At 65.9% G+C, this 22,519-nt stretch carries 20 protein-coding genes; 18 read left to right on the top strand and 2 right to left on the bottom strand.

Annotated features, from left to right (window positions below; all coding sequences use genetic code 11):
- Positions 1-112: 112 nt before the first annotated feature.
- The 13 genes from IOC61_RS07475 (at position 113) to IOC61_RS07415 (ending at position 14,756) form a co-directional block, all read left to right on the top strand.
- Positions 113-2,893 carry a FimV/HubP family polar landmark protein gene (locus tag IOC61_RS07475; protein ID WP_195688231.1) on the top strand — a complete coding sequence of 927 codons (2,781 nt, stop codon included), beginning with the start codon at positions 113-115 and terminating at the stop codon, positions 2,891-2,893.
- A 7-nt stretch (positions 2,894-2,900) separates the two neighbouring features.
- Positions 2,901-3,821 carry a tRNA pseudouridine(38-40) synthase TruA gene (gene truA / locus IOC61_RS07470; RefSeq protein ID WP_195688230.1) on the top strand — a complete coding sequence of 307 codons (921 nt, stop codon included), beginning with the start codon at positions 2,901-2,903 and terminating at the stop codon, positions 3,819-3,821.
- Positions 3,818-4,447: a phosphoribosylanthranilate isomerase gene (locus IOC61_RS07465; protein WP_195688229.1), complete on the top strand. Its 630-nt coding sequence runs from the start codon at positions 3,818-3,820 to the stop codon at positions 4,445-4,447. The genes truA and IOC61_RS07465 overlap by 4 nt, the downstream gene beginning before the upstream one ends.
- Positions 4,448-4,570: 123 nt before the next feature.
- The gene (gene trpB / locus IOC61_RS07460) at positions 4,571-5,785 is read left to right on the top strand and encodes a tryptophan synthase subunit beta (protein ID WP_324254701.1); all 1,215 of its coding nucleotides are present in this window, start codon (positions 4,571-4,573) and stop codon (positions 5,783-5,785) included.
- A gap of 15 nt (positions 5,786-5,800) precedes the next feature.
- Positions 5,801-6,613, top strand: coding sequence for a tryptophan synthase subunit alpha (trpA, locus tag IOC61_RS07455; protein WP_195688227.1), 813 nt, complete (start codon positions 5,801-5,803; stop codon positions 6,611-6,613).
- Between the two features lie 78 nt (positions 6,614-6,691).
- The gene (gene accD, locus IOC61_RS07450; protein ID WP_195688226.1) at positions 6,692-7,729 is read left to right on the top strand and encodes an acetyl-CoA carboxylase, carboxyltransferase subunit beta; all 1,038 of its coding nucleotides are present in this window, start codon (positions 6,692-6,694) and stop codon (positions 7,727-7,729) included.
- A 6-nt stretch (positions 7,730-7,735) separates the two neighbouring features.
- Positions 7,736-9,100, top strand: a complete 1,365-nt coding sequence (gene folC / locus IOC61_RS07445; RefSeq protein WP_195688225.1) for a bifunctional tetrahydrofolate synthase/dihydrofolate synthase — start codon at positions 7,736-7,738, stop codon at positions 9,098-9,100.
- Positions 9,097-9,819 carry an SPOR domain-containing protein gene (locus IOC61_RS07440; RefSeq protein ID WP_195688224.1) on the top strand — a complete coding sequence of 241 codons (723 nt, stop codon included), beginning with the start codon at positions 9,097-9,099 and terminating at the stop codon, positions 9,817-9,819. Before folC ends, IOC61_RS07440 begins: the two co-directional genes overlap by 4 nt.
- A 1-nt stretch (position 9,820) precedes the next feature.
- The gene (locus tag IOC61_RS07435; protein ID WP_195688223.1) at positions 9,821-10,390 is read left to right on the top strand and encodes a CvpA family protein; all 570 of its coding nucleotides are present in this window, start codon (positions 9,821-9,823) and stop codon (positions 10,388-10,390) included.
- A gap of 270 nt (positions 10,391-10,660) precedes the next feature.
- The gene (purF, locus tag IOC61_RS07430) at positions 10,661-12,181 is read left to right on the top strand and encodes an amidophosphoribosyltransferase (RefSeq protein WP_195688222.1); all 1,521 of its coding nucleotides are present in this window, start codon (positions 10,661-10,663) and stop codon (positions 12,179-12,181) included.
- A gap of 11 nt (positions 12,182-12,192) precedes the next feature.
- Positions 12,193-13,389 carry an O-succinylhomoserine sulfhydrylase gene (locus IOC61_RS07425; protein ID WP_195688221.1) on the top strand — a complete coding sequence of 399 codons (1,197 nt, stop codon included), beginning with the start codon at positions 12,193-12,195 and terminating at the stop codon, positions 13,387-13,389.
- 169 nt (positions 13,390-13,558) lie between these two features.
- A complete protein-coding gene (locus tag IOC61_RS07420; protein ID WP_195688220.1) occupies positions 13,559-14,110 on the top strand; it encodes a cytochrome b in 552 nt (183 codons plus the stop codon).
- A 61-nt stretch (positions 14,111-14,171) separates the two neighbouring features.
- Positions 14,172-14,756: a YceI family protein gene (locus IOC61_RS07415; protein WP_195688219.1), complete on the top strand. Its 585-nt coding sequence runs from the start codon at positions 14,172-14,174 to the stop codon at positions 14,754-14,756.
- A gap of 175 nt (positions 14,757-14,931) precedes the next feature.
- Here the strand turns inward: IOC61_RS07415 and IOC61_RS07410 are convergent, their stop codons facing one another.
- On the bottom strand, positions 14,932-15,729 hold the full coding sequence (locus IOC61_RS07410; protein WP_195688218.1) for a 2OG-Fe dioxygenase family protein: 798 nt from the start codon (positions 15,727-15,729) through the stop codon (positions 14,932-14,934).
- Positions 15,730-16,070: 341 nt separating this feature from the next.
- Between IOC61_RS07410 and IOC61_RS07405 the strand changes: the two genes are divergently transcribed.
- The gene (locus tag IOC61_RS07405) at positions 16,071-17,828 is read left to right on the top strand and encodes a putative bifunctional diguanylate cyclase/phosphodiesterase (protein ID WP_324254700.1); all 1,758 of its coding nucleotides are present in this window, start codon (positions 16,071-16,073) and stop codon (positions 17,826-17,828) included.
- A 143-nt stretch (positions 17,829-17,971) separates the two neighbouring features.
- A complete protein-coding gene (locus IOC61_RS07400) occupies positions 17,972-19,255 on the top strand; it encodes an MATE family efflux transporter (RefSeq protein ID WP_195688216.1) in 1,284 nt (427 codons plus the stop codon).
- Between the two features lie 19 nt (positions 19,256-19,274).
- Here the strand turns inward: IOC61_RS07400 and IOC61_RS07395 are convergent, their stop codons facing one another.
- Complete coding sequence (locus tag IOC61_RS07395; RefSeq protein ID WP_195688215.1) at positions 19,275-19,865, bottom strand: cupin domain-containing protein; 591 nt, start codon at positions 19,863-19,865, stop codon at positions 19,275-19,277.
- A 192-nt stretch (positions 19,866-20,057) separates the two neighbouring features.
- On the opposite strand from IOC61_RS07395, the gene mobA reads away from it, so the two are divergent.
- Genes mobA through glp form a run of 3 tightly spaced genes read left to right on the top strand, consistent with a single transcriptional unit; the run spans position 20,058 to position 22,515 of the window.
- Positions 20,058-20,663: a molybdenum cofactor guanylyltransferase MobA gene (gene mobA, locus IOC61_RS07390; protein ID WP_195688214.1), complete on the top strand. Its 606-nt coding sequence runs from the start codon at positions 20,058-20,060 to the stop codon at positions 20,661-20,663.
- Positions 20,660-21,250 carry a molybdopterin-guanine dinucleotide biosynthesis protein B gene (mobB, locus tag IOC61_RS07385; protein ID WP_195688213.1) on the top strand — a complete coding sequence of 197 codons (591 nt, stop codon included), beginning with the start codon at positions 20,660-20,662 and terminating at the stop codon, positions 21,248-21,250. Before mobA ends, mobB begins: the two co-directional genes overlap by 4 nt.
- Positions 21,247-22,515: a gephyrin-like molybdotransferase Glp gene (glp, locus tag IOC61_RS07380; RefSeq protein WP_195688212.1), complete on the top strand. Its 1,269-nt coding sequence runs from the start codon at positions 21,247-21,249 to the stop codon at positions 22,513-22,515. The genes mobB and glp overlap by 4 nt, the downstream gene beginning before the upstream one ends.
- The last annotated feature ends 4 nt before the right edge of the window (positions 22,516-22,519 follow it).

Raw genomic sequence — 22,519 nt, 5'->3', positions numbered from 1 at the left:
GGACGCATAGGTATCAGGTTTGTGGTACACAGACAGTAATGGTATCTGGCATAACGGCTCTGCCTCACTGATACGACGCATTCGATTCTGCCGTCGTTGGTAAGGGAAGCACATGAAACGCAAGCTGACACTCGCCATGCTGCTATCGCTCTCCGCCACCAGCCCCATGGCGCTGGCGCTTGGGCTGGGAGAGGTAGTCGTGCGTTCGACTCTCAATACGCCGTTGCGAGCCTCGGTGCCTCTGGTGGATGCCGTCGGCATCCAGCCAGGATTGCTCAATGTCTCCGTGGCCGGCGAGCGGGCCTATGATGCGGCAGGCCTGGCTCGTACCTCACTTGCCGCCAGTGTGGGGCTCAGCGTCGAGCGTCGTCAGGGACGGCTGTATGTCGACTTCACTACCGAACGCCCGGTGCGTGAACCCTGGCTGGACCTGCTGCTGCAGCTGGAGTGGCCGTCGGGTCAGATGGTGCGTGAGGTGACGATGCTGCTCGACCCCCCCAACTACGCCGAGATGCCGGCACTGGTGACCGGTAACTCGCGCAGCGTGGCGGCTTCCACGCCGACCCCGGGAGATCGCCGGCCGGAGTCCTCGACTCCATCTTCGGGGGTAGCCCGGTCGGCCGCTTCCACAAGCAGGGAGCCTGCCTGGGTACGCAGCGGCGATACCCTCTGGGGGGTGGCGGGTCGCCTGAGGCCGGACAGCGGCATCAGCATGAAGCAGATGATGGTGGCGCTGGTGGCGGCGAACCCCGAGGCCTTCCCTTCAGGCAATATCAACGCGATGCGCGCGGGTGTCACCCTGTCGGTGCCCGGTCGCGCCGCGATCGTTTCACGCTCACCGGCGGAGGCGGAGCGTGTCGTCAGTGCCATGAATCAGGCCTGGGCCAATCGCGGCAGGGGAGCCCCGGCGCGGGTGCCTCTGGACGCCACCCGAGGCGTCGCCGAGCGTGCCGTCGCCGCCACCCAGGAGGCACCCCGTCAGACCGAGGTCTCCTCTGTGGAGGGGGGTGAGTCAGCGGCGAACGCTGATGTGTCTGCCACCGATGCGCCTGCCACCGATGCTTCTGCCACTGACGTCGCCCAGGCTGAACCCACAGCAGCCGAAGAGAGCGCTTCGGTCGACGAGAGCGCCGAGCCTCGCCTGACCCTGCTCACCGACGCCCAGGTGGCGGCGGAGCAGGGCGCCAGCGAGACGGACGACACGGCAGTATCGACCGAGAACGGTGGCGACGGTGCGGCCGAAAACCCGGCACCGGCCCTGGCCGAGGCTGACGCCTCGTCGCCGTTCGATATCGACCCCGAGCTCTCCGAGGCGCTCCATGCCGAGGGGGGGCTTACCGAGGATCAACGCCTGGTGCGCCTGGAAGAGCGTTGGCGGCAGAGCCAGGCTCAGCTGGAAGCGGTACAGGCGGAGCGTAATGCGCTGGAGGATGAGCTCGGCGACATGCGTGACGAGCTGGCGACGTTGCGCGATCAGCTGGCCGCGTTGACGGCCGATGGAACGGGCGTTCAGGGGCCGGGCGCCGTAGGAGGCCTGGATGCTGCCTCCGTCAATGAACAGGAGATGCCCTGGTGGGGTGGTTTCTACCCGGGCGAGTGGGATCGCAACCTGGTGCTGGGTGGGGCCGGCCTGGCCGCTCTTCTGGCGCTGTGGCTAGTGCTGCGACGCCGGCGCGCCGGTGGAGAGGGGCGCTCTTCGGAAGCCGGCGTGATTCGTGTTGCCACCCCGGGTGCCGCCTCTCCAACCCAGGCGACCTCGCCGACGATAGCCGCGGCCAATGAAAGCACGATGAGCGCCAATCTTCTCCAGGCCGAGGCCGTCAACGAGGCCGATATCTATATTGCCTATGGTCGTTATGATCAGGCCCGTGAGCTGCTGGAGGACAATCTCGAGCGTGAGCCCGAGCGCGATGACCTGCGCTTCAAGCTGCTGGGGGTCTATCTGGAGCTCGGCAGTTATCAGGCGGCCGAGCGCCAGGCAGAAAAGCTGATGGTGGTCGGCACCCCCGCGATGGCCGAGGAGGCCGAGCGCCTGATGGCGCAATATGGCCTTGCCGCGGCATCGAGGGGCGAGGTGCCGGCTGGCGAGGATCGAGGGGAGCCCGCCGACTTCGGTGAGGCGGCGGCGTTGCCGCCGAGGCTCTTCGACCAGCCGCCCGGCGATGGGGCGGCGGAGACCGAGACACCGCCCCTGGCGACCGATAATGAATCGCCCCCACCGGTCAGCGAGTCCCTGCCCGATGAACGCCCGGAAAGCACTGGCAGTCCTGGGCCCGCAGGGGCAGGGATGGCGTCCCCGGTCGGGGAGGAGGCGCCTTCAGAGCCCGCGGCTGAGCCTGAGAAAGGCCCTGGCCCGGAATCCGAGCGTCAGTCAGGGGCCGAGCGAGCGCCCGTAGCCGGGAGAGGGCAGGAGACAGAGCCAGAGTCCGTATCGAAGCCTGTTGCCGCCGAGCCCGAGGAGTCATCGTCGTCGCTCGGTGTGACCAGCCGTCGCCTCGATAACGACCACGAGATGCTCGACTACCGTCCGCCGGCCCTCGACTCGCCAGCCCCCTCTCGCGAGGAGACCTCCATGCAGCCCAGCGTCGAGTTCACTACCGAGGGGCTTGGTGTAGCCGAAAAGGACTCGGGCTTCGAGAGGGGGGAGAACCTGGGCCGTGGTGATGTCGGGACGCCGGCCGATCGGGCATTTGCCGATAATTGGGAGGTGGAAGAGGTTTCCTTCCCGCCGCTTCAGACGGATAATAGTCAATTTTCCATCAGCGCCGCCCAGCGCCTGCTCGATACCGGTGAAGCGGGTCGGGCCCGTGAGCTGCTCGACGAGCTGAGTCGCAATGGCGACCCGGCGACCCGTGCAGATGCCCTGGCGCTGCTTAGACGACTGGATGCCTGATCACCGCATGACCCTCTTCCAACGCCTCGACGAACGTATCCCCATGACCGGACGCCTGGCCATGGGGGTCGAATATGACGGTAGCGCCTACTGTGGCTGGCAACGCCTCAAGCACGCTGCCTCGGTGCAGGCCTCGCTCGAGGATGCGCTGGGCAGGGTCGCAAGCCACCGGGTCAAGGTGCATGCCAGCGGGCGCACCGACTCGGGCGTCCATGCCACCCGTCAGATTATCCACTTTGATGCGCCGGTGCCGCGCTCCCAGAAGGCCTGGGTGTTCGGCACCAATGCCAACCTGCCGCGAGACATCGCCGTGCGTTGGGTCACCGAAGTGCCCGATGAGTTTCATTCACGCTTCAAGGCCTTGGCGCGCCGCTATCGCTACGTGCTGCTCAATCAGCCGAGCCGCCCGGTGCTGGAGCGTGCCAACGTGACCTGGTGCCGCGACCCGCTGGATGCCGATGCCATGCATCGTGCCGCCCAGGCTCTGGTGGGCGAGCATGACTTCTCGAGCTTTCGTGCCGCCGGCTGTCAGTCCAAGACCCCCTGGCGGCATCTGCATTTTATCGAGGTACACCGCCACGGCCCCCTGGTGGTGGTCGATGTCCAGGGCAACGCCTTCCTGCATCATATGATCCGCAATATCGTCGGTGCCCTGGTGACGGTGGGGCGTGGCGAACGTGGCGATGACTACCTGGCCGAGCTGATGGCGCTGAAGGATCGCAGCCTTGCCGATGTGACGGCGCCGGCCTGCGGCCTGCACTTCGTGGACTCGCTCTATGACGAGCAGTGGGGGCTGCCCAGGGAGCCGCTGGGGCCGAACCTGCTGGCCTTTCTTGGGGAGTGGAGCGGCGAACGTGCGCTTCCGGACTGCCCCATGGTGGCGTTTCGTCGCGGCCGCCCCCTGGCGCTCGAACAGGAGGCGACATGATGCATCGGACCCGGGTGAAGTTCTGCGGCATGACTCGCATCGAGGATGTGGAAGCCGCGGTGGCGGCGGGTGCCGATGCCCTCGGCTTCGTGCTCTGGCCCGGCAGCAGGCGTGCCATCGATGAGAGTCGTCTGGGCGAGCTCGCCGCTCGGGTGCCGGCCTTCGTCACCCGAGTGGGGCTGTTCGTCGATGCCGAGCCCGAGTGGGTCGCGCGCTGTGCCCCCCATCTCGACCTGCTGCAGTTCCATGGCAATGAAACGCCCGAGCAGTGTGCCGCCGCGCCGCTGCCCTGGATCAAGGCGCTGCGCATGCGCGAGGACCTCGATCTGGTCGCTGCCGCCGAGGCCTACGCCGGGGCGCGGGCGCTGCTGCTCGATGCCTATCGACCGGGTGTGCCGGGGGGAACCGGGGAGACCTTCGACTGGTCGCGGATCCCCTCAAGCCTGGCAAAACCTGTTATTCTCGCCGGAGGCTTGAGTGCCGCCAATGCCGCCGAGGCGATCGCGGCGGTCGCCCCCTTCGCGCTGGATGTTTCCGGCGGTATCGAGGCCGCTCCGGGCGTCAAGGAGGTGTCGCGCATGGCGGCCTTCATGGGCGCGGTCCTCGATGGCGACGGCCGATGCTGAGTGCCGCGAGCTCGATTTGCCGACAATCGATTTTCTGTAACCTCAAGCTTCTGTAATCCCAAGTCCCTATAACCCCAAGCCCCTATAAACCTAAGCCCAATGGCGACCTGTGAGGTGTCTTTCGTGAGCAAGTTCAGTGACCTGACCCGACTGCCGGATGCCCGTGGCCACTTTGGCCCCTATGGCGGCCGGTTCGTCTCGGAGACCCTGAGCTTCGCCCTGGATGAGCTGGAGAAGACCTACCTGAGTCTTCGTGATGATCCGGCGTTCCTGGCGGAATTCGACTACGACCTGGCCCACTATGTAGGCCGGCCCTCTCCGCTCTATCATGCCGAGCGGTGGTCGAAGCAGCTCGGTGGGGCACAGATCTGGCTCAAGCGTGAAGACCTCAACCACACCGGCGCCCACAAGGTGAACAACACCATCGGTCAGGCGCTGCTCGCCAAGAAGAGCGGCAAGCCGCGGGTCATCGCCGAGACCGGTGCCGGTCAGCACGGCGTGGCCACCGCGACCGTGGCGGCTCGTCTGGGGCTCGAGTGCGATGTCTACATGGGGGCCGAGGACGTGCAGCGTCAGAAGCTCAATGTCTATCGCATGCGCCTGCTGGGGGCCAATGTCATCTCGGTGGAGTCCGGCACGCGCACCCTCAAGGACGCCATGAACGAGGCGCTGCGGGACTGGGTCACCAACGTCGACAATACCTTCTATATCATCGGCACCGTGGCCGGCCCGCACCCCTATCCGATGCTGGTCCGCGACTTCAATGCCGTGGTCGGTCGCGAGGCGCGCCGCCAATCCTTCGAGGAGTTCGGCGCCCTGCCCGATGCCCTGATCGCCTGCGTGGGCGGTGGCTCCAATGCCATGGGGCTGTTCTATCCCTTCGTGGAGGATGATGGCGTCGTCATGTATGGCGTGGAGGCCGGTGGGGATGGTGTCGAGACCGGGCGTCACGCGGCACCGCTCTCTTCCGGGGCGCCACGCGGGGTGCTCCATGGCAATCGTACCTATCTGATGTCCGACGAGGGCGGGCAGGTCTCGGACACCCACTCCGTCTCGGCGGGCCTGGACTATCCGGGCGTCGGCCCCGAGCATGCGCTCTGGAAGGACGTCGGGCGCGTCAACTACGTGGCCGCCAACGACAACGAGGTGCTCGAGGCGTTTCGCGAGCTGACCCACGTCGAGGGCATCATGCCGGCCCTGGAGTCGGCCCACGCCCTGGCCTATGCCAAGAAACTCGCCCCCACCCTGCGCCCCGACCAGCATATTGTCGTCAACCTCTCGGGGCGCGGCGACAAGGACATCATGACGGTGGCAAACCTCGACGGGATTGAATTCTAGATGACGGGCCAGACCATGAATCGTATCGACCAACGCTTCGCCGAACTCAAGTCCCAGGGGCGCCGTGCGCTGATTCCCTTTATCACCGCCGGCGACCCCGGTCCCGAGCACACCCTGGGCTTCATGCATGCCCTGGTGGAGGCGGGGGCCGATATCATCGAGCTGGGGGTGCCGTTCTCCGACCCCATGGCCGACGGGCCGGTGATCCAGAAGGCCTGTGAGCGCGCGCTCAAGCGTGGCGTGCGTCTCTCTCACCTCTTCGAGATCGTGCAGGAGTTTCGCCAGAGCGACACCACGACCCCGGTCGTGTTGATGGGCTACCTGAATCCCATGGAGCGTATCGGTCTGGAAGCCTTCGCCGACCAGGCCGCCGCGGCTGGCATCGATGGCGTGCTGACGGTGGACATGCCGCCGGAGGAGGCCGAGGAGCTGGGGCCGCTGTTGAAATCTCGCGGCCTCGCCTCGATTTTCCTGGTCGCACCTACCACTTCCGAGGAGCGGGCCGCTACAATATGCGCCCATGGGGAGGGATATCTCTACTACGTCTCCCTCAAGGGCGTTACCGGGTCTGCCATCCTCAATGCCACGGATGTGGCCGACCATCTGGCGCCGCTGCGCCGCATGACCGATCTGCCGCTGTGCGTGGGCTTCGGTATCCGTGACGGCGCCTCCGCGGCCGAGGTGGGCAAGGTGGCCGACGGGGTCATCGTCGGTTCGGCACTGGTCAGCCGCATCGCCGCGAATGCCGACACCCCCGAGGCGATTCCCGCCGAGCTCAAGGCGGTACTCGGCGAGATGCGTCAGGCCCTGGACGCCCTGAGCGCCTAATTAAGTAGTGGCAACACGAATCGATTCACGCGCCTGGGGCCTTCCCGGGCGCCGACACGAACACGGACCCTTTCTGACATGAGCTGGCTAGACAAGATCGTGCCCTCCATTGGGCGTATCCAGCGCCAAGACCGCCGTGCAAGCGTGCCCGACGGGCTGTGGCGCAAGTGTCCCAAGTGCGAGTCGGTGCTTTACCTTCCCGAACTCGAGAAACAGCACAACGTCTGCCCCAAGTGTGATCATCACCTGCGGTTGACCGCCCGCAAGCGCCTCGACTGGTTCCTCGACAAGGAGGGACGAGAGGAGATCGCCGCGGAGGTCGAGCCCGTCGACCGCCTCAAGTTCCGTGACTCCAAGAAGTATCGGGACCGCCTGGCGGCGGCCCAGAAGGAGACCGGCGAGAAGGATGCCCTGATCGCCATGCGCGGTACCCTGGATGGCTTGCCGGTGGTAACCGTGGCCTTCGAGTTCTCCTTTATGGGGGGCTCCATGGGGGCGGTGGTCGGCGAGAAGTTTGTACGCGCCGCGACCCTGGCTCGAGAGGAGGAGATCCCGCTGATCTGTTTCTCCGCCTCCGGCGGCGCCCGCATGCAGGAGGCGCTGTTCTCGCTGATGCAGATGGCCAAGACATCGGCGGCGCTGGAGAAGCTCAAGGAAGCCGGGGTGCCCTATATCTCGGTGCTGACCGATCCGGTCTTCGGCGGGGTCTCGGCATCCCTGGCCATGCTCGGCGACCTCAACGTGGCCGAACCCAACGCCCTTATCGGCTTCGCCGGTCCGCGGGTCATCGAACAGACGGTACGCGAGAAGCTGCCGGAAGGCTTCCAGCGCAGCGAGTTCCTGCTCGAGCACGGCACCGTGGACATGATCGTTCACCGTCGTGATATCCGTCATCGCCTGGGCCGGGTGCTGCGCAAGCTGACCCATCAGCCCGCCATCGGAGAGCCCGAGCTGGCGGTCGGTCCGACCCCCGACCTGCTGGAAGAGGCCGGGCAGGGCGAGTCTCTCGCTGACGCCGAATCGGCGGTCGTCGACACTCAGGCCGAGGTGCCGGAAACCGGTGCCGATGACGCCTCGTCAGCGAGTGATGATGCACCCGCCGACGAGCGGCGCTGACACCCCATGAGCGAGGCGCTGCCCACCACTCTGGACGCCTGGCTGGCGCGTCTCGAGGCCGCCCACCCCGTGGGGATCGATCTTGGCCTCGAGCGCGTGGCCGAGGTCGCCCGACGCCTGCATCTGCTGGATGGCCCCCTGGCCAGGCGTGTGATCACCGTGGCCGGCACCAATGGCAAGGGCTCCACGGTGGCCATGCTGGAGGCCCTGGCACGCGCCCATGGCCTGACCACGGCGACCTACACCTCCCCTCATCTGGTTCGCTACAACGAGCGGCTGCGTCTCGATGGCGAGGAGGCGGATGACGCGACACTGATCGCGGGGTTCGAGGCGGTGGAACAGGCGCGTCAGGCGGGGGAGCCGATCAGCCTGACCTACTTCGAGGTGGGGACGCTGGGGGCCCTATGGGCCATCTCCCGTCGCCCCCCCGATCTTGCCATTCTCGAGGTGGGCCTCGGAGGACGGCTCGATGCGGTCAATATCATCGACCCCGATGTGGCGGTGGTGACCACCGTGGCTCAGGATCATGCCGCCTTTCTCGGCACCGATCTCGAGCAGATCGGCCGTGAGAAGGCCGGGATCATGCGTACCGGACGCCCCGCGGTGCTGGGCAGTCGCACCCTGCCGTCCAGCGTGCGCGAGACCGCCGACCGGATCGGTGCCCCTATTCACGCGCTGGGTGAGTCGTTTGTCCGCGAGGGTGAGGGCGAGGGGTGGTGCTGGAGGGGAGTGCCAGTCGGGTTGCCAGCGGGGTCAGACCCCAGGGGCTCTGGGTCTGACCCCGCCGCCTTCCTGAGTGATCTCCCGGATCCTGGCCTGCCCCTGGATAACGCCGCCACCGCGCTACAGGCCCTCGGCCTGGCCGACGTGACCCTGGAGCCCGATGCATGCCGCCAGGCACTGGCGAGCGTTCGATTGCCCGGGCGCATGCAGTGGTGGGGCCGGTGGTGCCTGGATGTGGGCCATAATCCGCATGCCGCCACCTATCTGGCCAGGCGGCTCCAGGCTCGCCCCTGTGGTGGGCGTACCCTGGCGCTGCTGGCGATGCTGGGCGACAAGGATGCCGATGGCGTGATCGCCGCCCTGGCGCCGGTGGTGGATGGCTGGGTGCCGGCGAGCCTCGAGGGGGAGCGCGCCCGCAGTGCCGATGAACTGGCCAAACGGCTCGCCGCCCAGGGCGAATCCGTGCTGCATCGCGCCCTGTCTCCCGGCGAGGCCGTGGAGTGGCTGTCGACGCGGCTGGGTGACGAGGACCGTGTGCTGGTATGTGGCTCCTTCCTGACGGTAGGTGAGGTGTTGCAGCGGCTGGCGAGTCTCGAGCAATCGGTACAGACAGACACGGACCAGAGCTCCAGGGAGGTAGCCCCGTGAAGTATGGTATGCGTGAGCGCCTGAGTGGCGCGGTGATCCTGATCGCCCTGGCGGTAATCTTCGTGCCCATGCTGTTCGATGAGCCGGCGCCGCGTGACGGACGCCCCGAGCCGTCGATTAGCATCGAGGCACCCATCGAGGTCGAACGCCACGATGTGGCCGACCCCAAGCCGCCGGCCAGCCTGTCGGGCGGCGAGACCTCTATCGAGATTCCAGCTCCCACCCCCCGTCTCCTGCCCGACGACGGTACGCCTTCCTCCCGAATCGCCTCGACAGAGGCGTCGGGGCAGAACGAGGCGGCATCCAGCGAACAGGTCCCCGGCGGGCAGGCCTCTAGCGAGCCGTCGTCCGCCGAGCAGGCCTCTACTCAGGAGCCGACCGATACCGCGCCTGCCGTCGACCCCATCGCCGAACTGGCGCGGGCGGCCGACCAACGCATGGCCGAGCGCCCCTCGACCTCCAGCGAGTCGGTGGAGCAGGCCGTGGCGCAGGGCGAGTGGGCCGTTCAGGTCGGCAGCTTCGGCAAGCAATCCAACGTCGAGAGGCTGCTGGCCCAGCTGCGTGACGAGGGCTTCAATGCCTACAGCCGCCCACGGGGCAACGATCTCACGACCGTCTATGTGGGCCCCTTTGCCACCTCGGAAGCCGGTGAGCGAGCGGTCACCGAGGTCAAGTCGCGGGTCAACCTACAGGGCCTGCTGGTCCGGGTGAAGGAGTGACATGACCCTGACCTGGCTCGACTGGATCTTTATCGCGCTGCTTGCGGTGACCGGCATTACCGGCCTGCTGCGTGGCCTGGTGCGTGAAGCGCTGGGCCTGGGGGCCTGGGTCGTGGCGCTGCTGGCGGCACGGATGTTCGCACAGCCGGTGGCCGATCTGCTGGCGGGTGTCATCGACAGTCCCGATGGTCGCCTGGTGCTGGCCTTCGTGCTGGTCATCCTCGGTGTTGTCCTGGCCTGCGGCATCATCATTCGTTTGGTGCAGGCCGCCGTGGAGTGGGTCGGCATGGGTCTGGTCAACCGTCTGCTGGGGGCGGCCTTCGGGGTGGCCAAGGGGGCCGCTATCCTGGTGCTGGTGACCATCGTGATCGGCCTGACCCCACTGGCCAGGCTCGAGGCCTGGCAGGACGCGGTATTGCGCCCCCATCTCGAGCAGTTGCGCGACTGGGCGGTGAGCCACTTCGAGGCCTGGGATGGCCGCATCCCCGAAGCGCCGACATCGCTCGATGAGCTGTCCCTGCCGGGTGGTGACGCCACCACGCAGAGAGTCACGACGTCCCCCGAGAGTTAATTTTTCCGCGGCGCCCTCAGGGCCTTCCGCGGTTCTAAATAGCAGTTACCCATCCAGGACTATTGCAGTTACACAAAGCAAGGGGCGCTGGGGGTAAGCCGAAGAGGAGGTCCTACGCCATGGATGGCGTCGGTAGCGCCCAGGGAAGGGTTCACAGCGCCTCCTCGTCGGTCCGGCGCTCCGGGGCTTGCCACCAGACCAAGCCCCGAGCTACATGCGATAGCCTGGCTACCAGTCAAGGCAAGTTCCAGGAAAGCGAGGTAAGGTGGAATGTGCGGTATTGTGGGCCTGATGGCCAAGCAGGCGGTGAACCAGGGCATCTATGATGCCCTGACGGTGCTACAGCATCGCGGACAGGACGCCGCCGGCATGATGACCTGGCACGAGGGCCGCTTCCTGTTGCGCAAGAGCAATGGACTGGTACGCGATGTCTTCCATACCCGCCATATGGCGCGTCTGAAGGGCAACCTCGGCATCGGCCATGTTCGCTACCCCACCGCAGGCTCCTCCAGCGAGGCGGAGTCCCAGCCGTTCTACGTGAACTCCCCCTACGGCATCGCGCTTGCCCATAACGGCAACCTGACCAACTCCGACCAGCTCAAGCAGGAGCTGTTCTCCTCCGATCTGCGCCATATCAATACCAGCTCCGACTCCGAGGTGCTGCTCAACGTCTTCGCCCATGAACTGGGCAAGCAGGGGCTGCACCTGGGGGCGGGTGATGTCTTCGACGCGGTGCGCCGCGTCCATCGACGCTGTCGGGGTGGCTATGCGGCGGTATCGATCATCAATGGCGTGGGCCTGGTGGCCTTCCGCGATCCCCATGGCATCCGCCCGGTGGTGTTCGGTACCCGTGACGAGGGGGCCGGCCAGGAGGTGATGATCGCCTCCGAGTCGGTGGCACTGGACGTGGGGGGCTTCGAGCTGCAACGGGACCTGGCCCCGGGCGAGGCGATCTTCGTCGACATGCAGGGCAAGATCTATACCCAGCAGTGCGCGGATGCTCCCCAGCTGACCTCCTGCATCTTCGAGCATGTCTATCTGGCGCGTCCCGACTCGATCCTCGACGGCGCCTATGTCTACGGTACCCGCATGCATATGGGCCGCAAGCTGGGGGATCGCATCCAGAGCGAGTGGCCGGAGCATGATATCGATGTGGTGATCCCGATTCCGGACACCTCACGCACCTCGGCGCTGGAGCTCGCCCAGCACCTGGGGGTGACCTACCGCGAGGGCTTCATGAAGAACCGCTATATCGGGCGGACCTTCATCATGCCGGGCCAGACCCAGCGACGTAAGTCGGTGCGACAGAAGCTCAATGCCATCGGCGTCGAGTTCAAGGACAAGAACGTGCTGCTGGTGGATGACTCCATCGTGCGGGGGACCACCTGCAAGCAGATCATCCAGATGGCGCGTGAGGCCGGCGCCCGCAAGGTCTACTTCGCCTCCGCGGCGCCGCCGGTGCGCTATCCCAATGTCTACGGCATCGATATGCCCTCGGCCGGTGAGCTGATCGCCCATGGGCGCAGCGAGGCCGAAGTGGGAGAGCTGATCGGCGCCGATCGCATCTTCTACCAGAACCTGGACGATCTGAAGGCCGCCTGCCGCGAGGCCAACCCGGCCCTGGATGCCTTCGACTGTTCGGTGTTCGATGGCAACTACGTGACCGGTGATATCGACGATGTCTACCTGGCCGCGCTCGAGGCCTCGCGCAACGATGATGCCAAGCAGCAGAGCGCGGGTGACCACGCCCTGGTCGGTACCCACAACCTCGACGATGACATCGACGACTGAGGCTGATCCGCATGCATGACGAACACGATAGCGCCTCACCCTGGGCGCTGGAGACCCTGGCGATCCGTACCGGCCACGACCGTACCGGCGAGCAGGAACACAGCGAGCCGATCTTCCCTACCTCGAGCTTCGTCTATGGCAGCGCCGCCGAGGCGGCGCGCAAGTTCGGAGGCGAGGAGCCCGGCAATATCTATTCGCGCTTCACCAACCCCACGGTGCGTACCTTCGAGCGCCGCCTGGCGGCACTGGAGGGGGGGGAGCGCTGCGTGGCGACCAGTTCCGGCATGGCGGCGATCCTCTCCACGGCCCTGGCGCTGCTCTCGGCCGGTGACGAGATCGTTGCCTCGCGCTCACTGTTCGGCTCGTCGGTGAGCCTGTTCGACAAGTACCTGGGCAAGCTGGGTATCACCACCCACTATGTGGAGCTGTCGAACCTCGAGGCCTGGGAGGCGGCGATGACGCCCGCGACTAGGCTGCTGTTCGCCGAGACCCCCTCCAACCCGCTCTCCGAGGTGGTGGATATCGCCGCGCTGGCCGAGATCGCCCATCGTCACGGGGCCCTGCTGGCCATCGACAACTGCTTCCTGACTCCGGCGCTGCAGCGTCCCCTGACCCTGGGGGCCGATCTGGTGATCCACTCCGCCACCAAGTACCTGGACGGACAGGGCAGGGCGGTCGGTGGCGCCGTGGTGGGGCGTGATCAGGAACTGGAGGAGGTATTCGGAGTGGTGCGGACCTGCGGTCCCTGCCTGAGTCCGTTCAATGCCTGGATCTTCACCAAGGGGCTCGAGACCCTGGAGCTGCGCATGCGGGCCCACTGCCAGAGCGCTCAGCTCCTGGCCGAGTGGCTGGCATCGCACCCGGCGGTGAGTCGCGTGCATTACAGCGGCCTCGCCAGTCATGCCCAGCATGCCCTGGCCGCACGCCAGCAGCGGGGCTTCGGCGCCGTGCTTGGGTTCGAGGTCGCGGGGGGGAGGGAGGCCGCCTGGTCGGTGATCGATGCGACCCGTCTGCTCTCCATCACCGGTAACCTGGGGGATGTAAAGAGCACCATCACCCATCCCGCCACCACCACTCATGCTCGCCTCAGCGACGCCCAGAAGTCGGCGGCGGGTATCGCCGAAGGGTTGATTCGGGTCGCGGTGGGGCTCGAGGCCCTCGATGATATTCGGGCCGATCTGTCCCGTGGGCTCGACGCCTTGGTCTGATTCCGACTGTCGTTCTGACGCCCGTGCCGGGAGATTCGGCACGGGCGTCTTCGTCTACGCCATACGCCAAAGCAACACTTTTTTCGAATGCAGCATTTGGGTTTATTCAGCGGACTCGAACGATTGCCTCGGGTAAGCTGTCTCATATCAAGTATGGGGCGGAGGGGCCATGTGGCGTAATACCAATGATGGCTGGGGGATGGTCAGCATCCTGCTGCACTGGACGCTGGCCATCCTCATCATCGGACTCTTTATCCTGGGGTGGTGGATGACCGGCCTGGGTTACTACGATCCCTGGTACAACCTGGGCCCCTGGTGGCATCGTTCGCTGGGCATGTTGGTGCTCTTTGCCACCCTGCTGCGCCTGGGGTGGCGTCTGGTAAATCCGACGCCTCGCGCACCGGGTGGGCCGCTGGAGCGGGCGATAGCCCATCTGGGGCACCTGGGCCTCTATGTGCTGATGTTGGTGGTGCTGGTCAGTGGTTATCTGATCTCCACCGCCGATGGCAAGGGCATCGCCATATTCGACTGGTTCACGGTGCCGGCGGTGATCAGTGGTCTGCCCAACCAGGCCAGCGTGGCCGGTGAGGTGCACTGGTATGCCGCCTTGGCGTTGATGATCCTGTCCGCCGGTCACGCCGCCGCGGCCCTCAAGCACCACCTGGTCGACCGCAACGCGGTGCTTCGCCGGATGATCGACCCCCGGCTGGGGCGGCGCTGATCGATTTCGTTTCGTGAGAAGTATTCCTCAACGTGTCTTGTACCAACAGGAGTGAATATCAATGTTCAAGAAGAGTGCCATTGCCGCCGCGCTGAGCGCTACCGCCCTGATGGGTGTCAGTCAGGCCCAGGCCGCCGACTACGCCATCGACAGCGAAGGGCAGCATGCCTTTATCCAGTTCAAGATCAGCCATCTGGGCTACTCCTATATCCTCGGCAGCTTCGAGGAGTTCAGCGGCAGCTTCCAGTACGACCCCGAGAATCTCGAGTCCGCGAGTGCTCAGCTCGAGGTGCAGGTTGCCAGCCTGAACAGCAATCACGCCGAGCGTGACAAGCATATCAAGAGCGATGATTTCCTGAATGTCGGTGAGTACCCCACCGCCACCTTCAGCTCCACCGGCTTCGAGCCGAGCGGTGAGGGTGAAGGGGTGCTGACTGGCGAGCTGACCCTGCATGGCGAGACACGAGAGATCGAGATGCCGGTCACCCTGCTGGGTGAGGGAGAGGATCCCTGGGGCGGCTACCGTGCCGGTTTCGAGGGCAGCACCACCCTGGAGCTTGCCGATTATGGCATCGATATGGGGGACTTCCCCGAGGTGATGCATGAGCTCGAGCTCTACGTCACCTTCGAGGGCGTGCGCCAGTGAGCCGCATTTTGCCGTCCTGCGTGAGACAGTTGCGTTAGCTAGCAGCGCGAGACATACCGCGTGGAAAGGAACCGCCCCCGGCCTCGGCCGGGGGCGGTTCTTGCGTCAAGGGGAAGCGAGTTCCCCTGCGGGATAGGCCGCTCGGCCTGCTCTCGGCTACTCCTTCTTCCAGCTACTATCCGCGCGGCGAATGCAGCACCGCCTCGGGGAAGTGACGCCGCAGGATGCGATTCTGGAACTCATCCACGAAGCGACTGTTGATGATGATGATGAAACGCTCGAAGGGGCGCGTCTCATCGAGCTGGCGGATGCCATCCACGCTGTGATAGATGCGATCATCTCGCAGATGCAGCACTTCGCCAGGGGCCAGAGTGGTATGCGCGATCGGGTGTTGGCCGGCCTTGTCGAGATAGAGATGATTCTCGGCTCCGGTGACGTTCTCGCGGTTGACCACCATGATGCTCAGCGCCTTGCAGCCATCGGCGTGGATCCCCTGGCCCTGCAGGGGGTCAACCTGACCCTTGCCGCGTACGCCGGTGATCTGCATCAGGATGGGCTCGCCCGCCCCTAGGTTCCAGAGTCCCGCCCAGCCGCGGACAAAGGCCTTGACGTCCGGTCGTGAGAGGAACGCGTCGGTCAGCGGCGCATAGTAGCGCAGTTTGTCGGCCATGCTCTCGGCATCATTGAACGCGCCGCCCTGGGCCATGGGACATTCACCCAGGCTTGTCACGTCTCCGGATGCTGTCAGGGCCAGCCATGACATGCGCTTCCAGCGTTGGTTGACATAGGGGTCCCGTGGCAGGTCATCAACGAACCCCTGCCAGGCCGCCAGGTCGATCTGCTCGCTGATGTCGGCCTGGCACCAGTCCTGCTGGGCAAGCGACTCATGCACTGCACGGGACCAGAAGTCGGCCTGCGCGGGGTGAGGGTGTGTGCCGGTGATGTGGCTGGACTTGAGGATGTCATGTTTCATGTTGTCTCTCCTGAGATATTTGGCTCTATGGCCTGAAATGCCGGTCATGCTGCCGGCGGACGTGAATCGCCGCGGGTCGTGCGTACTCTCTCGAGTGGCGCGGCCACCGCGACGAGCGGGCAGTGTAAGTTTGTCCGTCTGCGGCCGGTGAAGCTGGCATTGGGCAGGAGGGTGGGGATGAGATATTCTCATTCTGAAATGAGAGGACCTCCCCGATACCGCCCTGACCGTCTAGTGTCAGGGGCAACGCGATAACGAGAGCCGGAATGAGTGGACTCCAATCACGCCTCAAGCAATGGTTGAGACGCCGGCGAGCAGCTCGTCACCACCGGGGCTCTCGCTTGGCAGACCAGGTCGCGGCCTCGGTGGATGAGGCCAGCCGGGTCCGTCGTCAGTATCTGGAGAGTGAGCAGCGCTTTCGTGCCCTGCTGGAGAGCCTTCCCAAGGTGGCGGTACAGGGTTATGACCGACATCGCCGAGTGATCTACTGGAATGAGGCCAGCACTCATCTGTATGGCTATACCGCCGAGGAAGTCTGCGGGCGGGCCCTGGAGGAGCTGATCATTCCCGACGACATGCGCGATGGCCTGATCGCGGCCCATCGCGCCTGGATCGAGGAGGGACAGGAGATTCCCGCCGAAGAGCTGGAGCTTCGTCACCGCAGTGGTGAGCTCGTGCCCGTCTTCTCGCACCATGTGATGCTCAACGAGCACACCGATGAGCCGTTGATGTTCTGTGTCGACGTGGACCTGTCGGAGCAGAAGCAGGCCCACCGTGAGCTGGACTTCGCCAGACGCTTCGATCGCCTGACTCAGCTGCCCAACCGCGAATATTTCGAGGAGCAGCTGGCCGCGGCGGTGAAGGACGCCCAGGCACAAGGCATGCTGTTGGTGCTGGTCTATCTCGATATTGACCGGTTCGTGGAGGTCAACGACACCCTGGGTTACCAGGAGGGCGACCGGCTGCTGCTGCAGCTGGCCACCCGGCTCGACCAGGGGCTACGTTGCACGGACCTCATGTCTCGCGCCTCCGGCGATGAGTTCCTGCTGGCATTCCCCGGTATTGCCGGCGAAGAGGATATCCCGCGGCTGGTGCTCAAGGTCCAGCAGGTGCTGCGCTCCCCCTTTGCGCTGGAGGAGGCATCGCGCAAGTTGACCGCCTGTCTGGGGGTGAGTGTCTTCCCCACCAATGGCGAGAGTGCCGCTGAACTGATCCGCAGCGCCGATGTGGCCAAGAACCGCGCCAAGCTGAAGGGGCGCGGAGAGGTGGTCTACTTCGACCAACGCCTTCACGACGAGCTGCTCTACCAGCACCGTCTCTCCGATCGGCTCGAGCGGGCTGTGGAGGCAGGCGAGCTGATGCTGCACTACCAGCCTCAGGTCTCGGCGGCGAGTGGTCGGCTCGAGAACCTCGAGGCGTTGCTGCGCTGGTACCCCGCCGATGGGCCGCCGGTATCACCGACCGAGTTCATCCCTCTGGCGGAGCGGTCCGGCTTGATTCACCGTATCGGTGACTGGGTCATGGAGGAGGCTTGTCGTCAACGCGCGGCATGGCGTAAGGCCGGCCTGGAGGTGGGGCGCATCGATATCAACTTCTCCGGCAGCCAGATGAACAGCCCGGATCTGTTCGCGCGGCTGGATGAGTGTCTCGAGCGCTTCGCCCTTGGCCCCCGGGACATAGGCCTGGAGTTGACGGAGAATGTGTTGATCGACGCCGATCAGCGCGTTCTCGAGGGGTTGCAGCGGCTCTACCATCGTGGCTTTCGTATCGCCATCGATGACTTCGGCACCGGCTACTCATCGCTCAGCTATCTCAAGCGTTTTCCGGTGACGGCACTGAAGATCGATCGTGCCTTCGTGCGTGACGCTCCGACCCAGCCCGAGGATCGTGCCATCATGGAGGCCACCGTTTTCATCGGCCATCGGCTGGGCCTCGAGGTGGTCGCCGAGGGGGTCGAGGATCTCGAGCAGCTGACCCTGATCCGCGAGATGCGCTGCGACCTGGTGCAGGGCTTCTATTTCTTCGCACCGATGGCGCCAGGGGAGATAGAGCGCCTGGTGATCGGCATGTCCGCTACTCCCTCGGGCCTTTCCAGCTGAGGGGCAAGCCATTCTGGCGTAGAATCCTGCCCCCCATCCCTCGATCCGGAGCCCGTGTGACTCGAACCGACTCTTCCCCATCTTCTGTCTCTTCTGGCTCTCCTAACTCGCTCGGCGTGACCCTGTGGCGCCAGACCTGGCCCATGGCCATCGGTGCGCTCTCGCTACTCGGCTTCCAGTTGGTCGACAGCGCCTTTATCGCGCGGCTGGGTACCGCGCCGCTGGCGGCTCAGTCCTTCACCTTCCCGCTCAGTTTCTTGATCATCGGTGTTCAGGTGGGCATGGGGATCGCGATCGCCGCACAGATCTCGCGCTCCCTCGGCGCCGGCGACGCCGCCCGTGCACGACGCCTGGGGAGCCTGGTGCTGGTGGTCGGCACGGTGGTCATCGGGCTGCTGGCGCTGGCCTTGTGGACCCTTCAGGAGCCGATATTCCTGCGGCTGGGAGCCGATGCCTCAGCGCTCGAGCTGATTCGCGACTACTGGGCGCCTCAGTTGCTGGCCGCCTGGCTGGGGGCGGCCATCTATTTCGGCTATAGCCTGTTTCGGGCCCACGGCAATACGCGCCTGCCGGGCAGCATGATGGTGATGACCAGCCTGGTGAACCTGCTCCTCGACCCCTTGCTGATCTTTGGCATCGGCTCCTGGGAGGGGCTGGGGCTGCCGGGTGCCGCCTGGGCCACGGTGATCGCCTTCGGCACCGGCCTGCTGGTGCTGGGGTGGCAGGTTGGCCGCACGGACTGGCTGAGCCGGGAGGGTCTTCTCGAGGAGCTGCGTGTCTCGGCGAGACCCTTCGCCGGCATCGCCGGGCCGGCCATGGTCAGCCAGCTGATGCCGCCACTGGCGGCAATGCTGGCGATCGCCGTGGTGGCGAGCCAGGGGGAGGCTCAGGTGGCCGCCTGGGGCCTGGCCAGCCGCCTGGAGACCCTGTCGCTGATGGTGGTGCTGGCCATGACCATGTCGCTGCCGCCCTGGCTGGGGCGTTGCTATGGTGCCGGGGACTGGTGCCAGATACACCGTCTGATGCGTCTGGCGCTGCGGGTCATTGTCGTCTGGCAGCTGGTGCTTGGCCTGCTGATGGCCGCGGCCGCCCCCTGGGTGGCGCTGGCCCTGTCCGGCAACCCCGAGGTGCGCGATGACCTGGCGTTGCTGATCCGCTTCCTGCTGCCCAGCTATGCGGCCCTTGGCGTCTGCATGATCGTGGTCTCGGCGGGCAATGCCCTGGGCTGGCCGCTGCGTGCCATGCTGATGTCGGGGGCGCGGCTGTTCGTCTTCTATCTGCCCTGCCTGGCGCTGGGGGCCTGGCTGGGTGGGTTCCTCGGGCTTGCCGCCGGGGCCGCCATCGGCAATCTGATGGCTGGCTTCGCCGCCTGGTGCGTACTAAGGCGCGTCCTGGCCAGCCCCCGGCGTCGCCCACGGGCGGCGTAAGCCTTATGCGTGGTGTACTTCATACATGATGGGTTTCCTGGCCGCCATCCGAGAAGCCGGGCGGGGTGTTGGCGCTGACGATCACGCACTCCTCCTCGCTCAGGTTGCGGAAACGGTGGGGGAGACGGGACTCGAAATAGTAGCCGTCGCCCGCCCCGAGAACCCTGCTCTCACCATTGACGGTGATCTCGATTTCGCCCGAGATGATAACGCCCCCCTCCTCACCTTCATGCTCCAGCATCTCCTCACCTGTATCGGCCCCCGGGGGGTAGCGCTCATGGATGATCGAGAGCTGTCGCTCGGGTCGGCGTGCCGCGACCAGGCGGAATGACAGGTGGCCGTCACCGATCTCGGTAAGCTCCTCGGCGCGGTAGAACATCTGGGTGGCACCAGGCTCGTCGCCGGCGAAGAAGGTACTGATCGATACCGGCAGGGCGTCTAGTATTTTCTTCAGTGAACTGACCGAGGGGCTAACGCTGTTCTGCTCGATCAATGAGATGGTGCTGTTGGTCACGCCGGCACGCTTGGCCAGTTCACGTTGCGAGAGGCCGTTTACCAGTCGTAGCTGGCGAAGGCGTCCGCCCACATCGAATCCGCTTTCCGCTTGCATGAGGCATCCTGTCAAGAAAACTGCACATATGATAGCGGTTAACGCCCTCGTCGATAAGGGGCGTCCGACGATGCTGACCCAGGCGCAGTGAGGTGATTTTGATGCCCGTCAAGACAATGACTTGCGCCACGCTTCGACATGGCGTCCGGGTCCGGGGTCAGGCATCATGGTGGATGGATGAGGAGGCCTTCGATGACCCCGTTACACGACCTTACCGGATTGATCCTGGCCGGTGGCCAGGGACGCCGCATGGGTGGCGTCGACAAGGGATTGGTGCCTTTCGCCGGTCGACCGCTGGTCGCCCATGTGCGCGATCGCCTGGCGGGCCGGGTGGCCGAGCTGCTGGTCAATGCCAACCGCAGCCTTGCTGACTATGACGACTTCGCCGACCGCGTTATCGAGGACGCCGAGGATGGCTATCAGGGGCCATTGATGGGCATCTACAGTGGCCTGCGGGCGGCGCGTACCCCCTGGCTGCTGGTGGTGCCCTGCGATACTCCGAGACTGCCCGATGATCTGGTGGACCGCCTGGTGACCGGTATCGGCGAGGCCGATATCGCCGTGGCCGGCGATGGCCAGCGCCTGCACCCCGTGGTGGCGCTGATACGCACATCCCTGGCCGACGACCTGGCCGCGGCACTGGCTGCCGGCGAGCGCAAGATCGACCGCTGGTATGCTCGCCATGATTGGGTGCAGGTGGATTTCGCCGAGGGGGCAGAAGCGTTCGCCAATCTGAATACCCAAGAGGAAAAGCGCCGCCTGGAGCTGGCGCTTGTCGAGGAGCCGGCCAAGCGATGAGCGAGCCTGTTGACACCCTGATCCTGGACGAACATCTGCCGCTGCTGGGCATCGCCGCCTGGAGCGGTACCGGCAAGACCACCCTGCTCGAGGCGCTGCTGCCACGCCTGAGTGAGCGGGGGCTGCGCGTGGCGGTGGTCAAGCACGCGCATCACACCTTTGATGTCGACCAGCCCGGCAAGGACAGCCACCGGCTGCGCCAGGCCGGTGCCAGCCCGATGCTGGTGGCCTCCAGGGAGCGACTGGCGCTGATGATGGAAACCCCGAACCAGGAGGAGGCGGATCTTCAGGCGCTGCTCGCCATGGTGGCAACCCAGCGGCCCGACCTGGTGCTGGTGGAGGGCTTCAAGGCCTGGCCGCTGCCCAAGCTTGAGCTGCATCGCCCGGCCCTGGGAAAGTCCTTGCGGGTGAACGAGGATCCCTGGGTGCGTGCCGTGGCCACGGATGCCCCGCTGGCGTTGCCCGATGGAGTCGAGCAGCTCGACCTCAACGACCTACCAGCCCTGACCGAGTGGATCGCCGCCTGGCCGGCGCGCTGGCCCGCCGAGCGCGAGCCGCGGACGCTGGGGGAGGTAACGCCGACATGACCCTTTCCTGCTTCGAGCTGGGCGAGCGCATGCTGGCCGCGGAGGAGGCCCGTGAGGCGGTAGTGGCGCTGGCTTCGGGACCGCTGCCCGCCGAGCGAGTGGCGCTCGCGTCACTGCGTGGCCGGGTGCTGGCCGAGTCGCTGCTGGCCCCCATCGATGTGCCCCAGAACACCAACGCCGCCATGGATGGCGTGGCCCTGGCCTGGCGGCCGGAGGCACTGCCCTCCAGCGGCTTTCGACGGGTCGCCGAGGTGCTTGCGGGACACTCGCTCGAGCGGCCCCTCGCGCCCGGCGAGTGTGCCGGGATCACCACCGGCGCGCCGCTGCCACCCGGTGCCGATACCGTGATCATGCGCGAGCAGTTGAGTGTCGACACGGAAAGCGATGGCGAGGTGCGCGTCCGGGTCGAGCTCCCCGAGCGCGTGCGCCGTGGCCAGAACGTACGCCAGGCCGGCGAGGACATTCCCCGAGGCACGCAAGCGCTGGCGGCCGGAACTCGCCTGGGGGCCGGCGAGCTGGGACTGATCGCCTCCCTGGGGTTCGGCGAGGCGAGGGTGGTGCGCCGGCCGCGGGTCGCGGTGTTCTCCACCGGCGATGAGGTGATGGCGCCGGGCGAGGCGCTGCCGAGCGCCGGGATCTTCGATGCCAACCGCTTTGCCCTGATGGCGCTGGTGGAGGAGCATGGTGGCGAGGTGATCGACCTGGGCATCCTCCCCGACACCCGTGACGCCATTGCCGACGGGCTGTCGCGTGCCGCACGCGACGCCGACCTGGTGCTCTCCAGCGGTGGTGTCTCGGTCGGGGATGCCGACCATACCCGGGCGGCGCTGCTCGAGCAGGGCGAGCTCGGTTTCTGGAAGATCGCCATTCGACCCGGACGCCCGCTGGCCTGCGGGCGACTGGGCCCGCGTGGCGTGCCCTTCCTGGGGCTGCCGGGCAACCCCGTGGCCAGCATGGTGACCTTCCTGCAGTTCGCCGCGCCGCTGCTGGCCCGGCTGCAGGGACGTGACGATACCTGCCCGCCGCGGCTGACGGCGGTGGCCGAGCAGTCGTTGAGGAGCCGCGAGGGGCGTGTCGACTACCTGCGTGGCCACTATGCCAGTGCCAGCGACGGCCGTCTGATGGTGAGCGATATCGGTGCACAGGGGTCCGGTATCCTCTCCTCCATGGTGCGGGCCAACTGCCTGATCGAGATTGACGCGGCCCGCGGCAGTGTGGCCGCGGGCGAAAGCGTCACCATTCAACCCCTGTTCCGACTTCCATGAGGTG

Source organism: Halomonas sp. KAO, assembly GCF_015595025.1.
Classification (GTDB): Bacteria; Pseudomonadota; Gammaproteobacteria; order Pseudomonadales; family Halomonadaceae; genus Halomonas.
Note: the sequence above shows the minus strand (reverse complement) of the source record. Positions and strands in the feature narration are given on the sequence as shown.

What these genes read in the sequence shown, in the direction of transcription:
- IOC61_RS07465 (WP_195688229.1), top strand. Translation starts at nt 3,818, where the DNA reads ATGATGCATCGGACCCGGGTGAAGTTCTGCGGCATGACTCGCATCGAG.
- folC (WP_195688225.1), top strand. Translation starts at nt 7,736, where the DNA reads ATGAGCGAGGCGCTGCCCACCACTCTGGACGCCTGGCTGGCGCGTCTC.
- IOC61_RS07435 (WP_195688223.1), top strand. Translation starts at nt 9,821, where the DNA reads ATGACCCTGACCTGGCTCGACTGGATCTTTATCGCGCTGCTTGCGGTG.
- IOC61_RS07475 (WP_195688231.1), top strand. Translation starts at nt 113, where the DNA reads ATGAAACGCAAGCTGACACTCGCCATGCTGCTATCGCTCTCCGCCACC.
- IOC61_RS07425 (WP_195688221.1), top strand. Translation starts at nt 12,193, where the DNA reads ATGCATGACGAACACGATAGCGCCTCACCCTGGGCGCTGGAGACCCTG.
- trpA (WP_195688227.1), top strand. Translation starts at nt 5,801, where the DNA reads ATGAATCGTATCGACCAACGCTTCGCCGAACTCAAGTCCCAGGGGCGC.
- purF (WP_195688222.1), top strand. Translation starts at nt 10,661, where the DNA reads ATGTGCGGTATTGTGGGCCTGATGGCCAAGCAGGCGGTGAACCAGGGC.
- IOC61_RS07415 (WP_195688219.1), top strand. Translation starts at nt 14,172, where the DNA reads ATGTTCAAGAAGAGTGCCATTGCCGCCGCGCTGAGCGCTACCGCCCTG.
- mobA (WP_195688214.1), top strand. Translation starts at nt 20,058, where the DNA reads ATGACCCCGTTACACGACCTTACCGGATTGATCCTGGCCGGTGGCCAG.
- IOC61_RS07395 (WP_195688215.1), bottom strand. Translation starts at nt 19,865, where the DNA reads ATGCAAGCGGAAAGCGGATTCGATGTGGGCGGACGCCTTCGCCAGCTA.
- mobB (WP_195688213.1), top strand. Translation starts at nt 20,660, where the DNA reads ATGAGCGAGCCTGTTGACACCCTGATCCTGGACGAACATCTGCCGCTG.
- IOC61_RS07420 (WP_195688220.1), top strand. Translation starts at nt 13,559, where the DNA reads ATGTGGCGTAATACCAATGATGGCTGGGGGATGGTCAGCATCCTGCTG.
- IOC61_RS07400 (WP_195688216.1), top strand. Translation starts at nt 17,972, where the DNA reads ATGGCCATCGGTGCGCTCTCGCTACTCGGCTTCCAGTTGGTCGACAGC.
- glp (WP_195688212.1), top strand. Translation starts at nt 21,247, where the DNA reads ATGACCCTTTCCTGCTTCGAGCTGGGCGAGCGCATGCTGGCCGCGGAG.
- truA (WP_195688230.1), top strand. Translation starts at nt 2,901, where the DNA reads ATGACCCTCTTCCAACGCCTCGACGAACGTATCCCCATGACCGGACGC.
- IOC61_RS07410 (WP_195688218.1), bottom strand. Translation starts at nt 15,729, where the DNA reads ATGAAACATGACATCCTCAAGTCCAGCCACATCACCGGCACACACCCT.
- accD (WP_195688226.1), top strand. Translation starts at nt 6,692, where the DNA reads ATGAGCTGGCTAGACAAGATCGTGCCCTCCATTGGGCGTATCCAGCGC.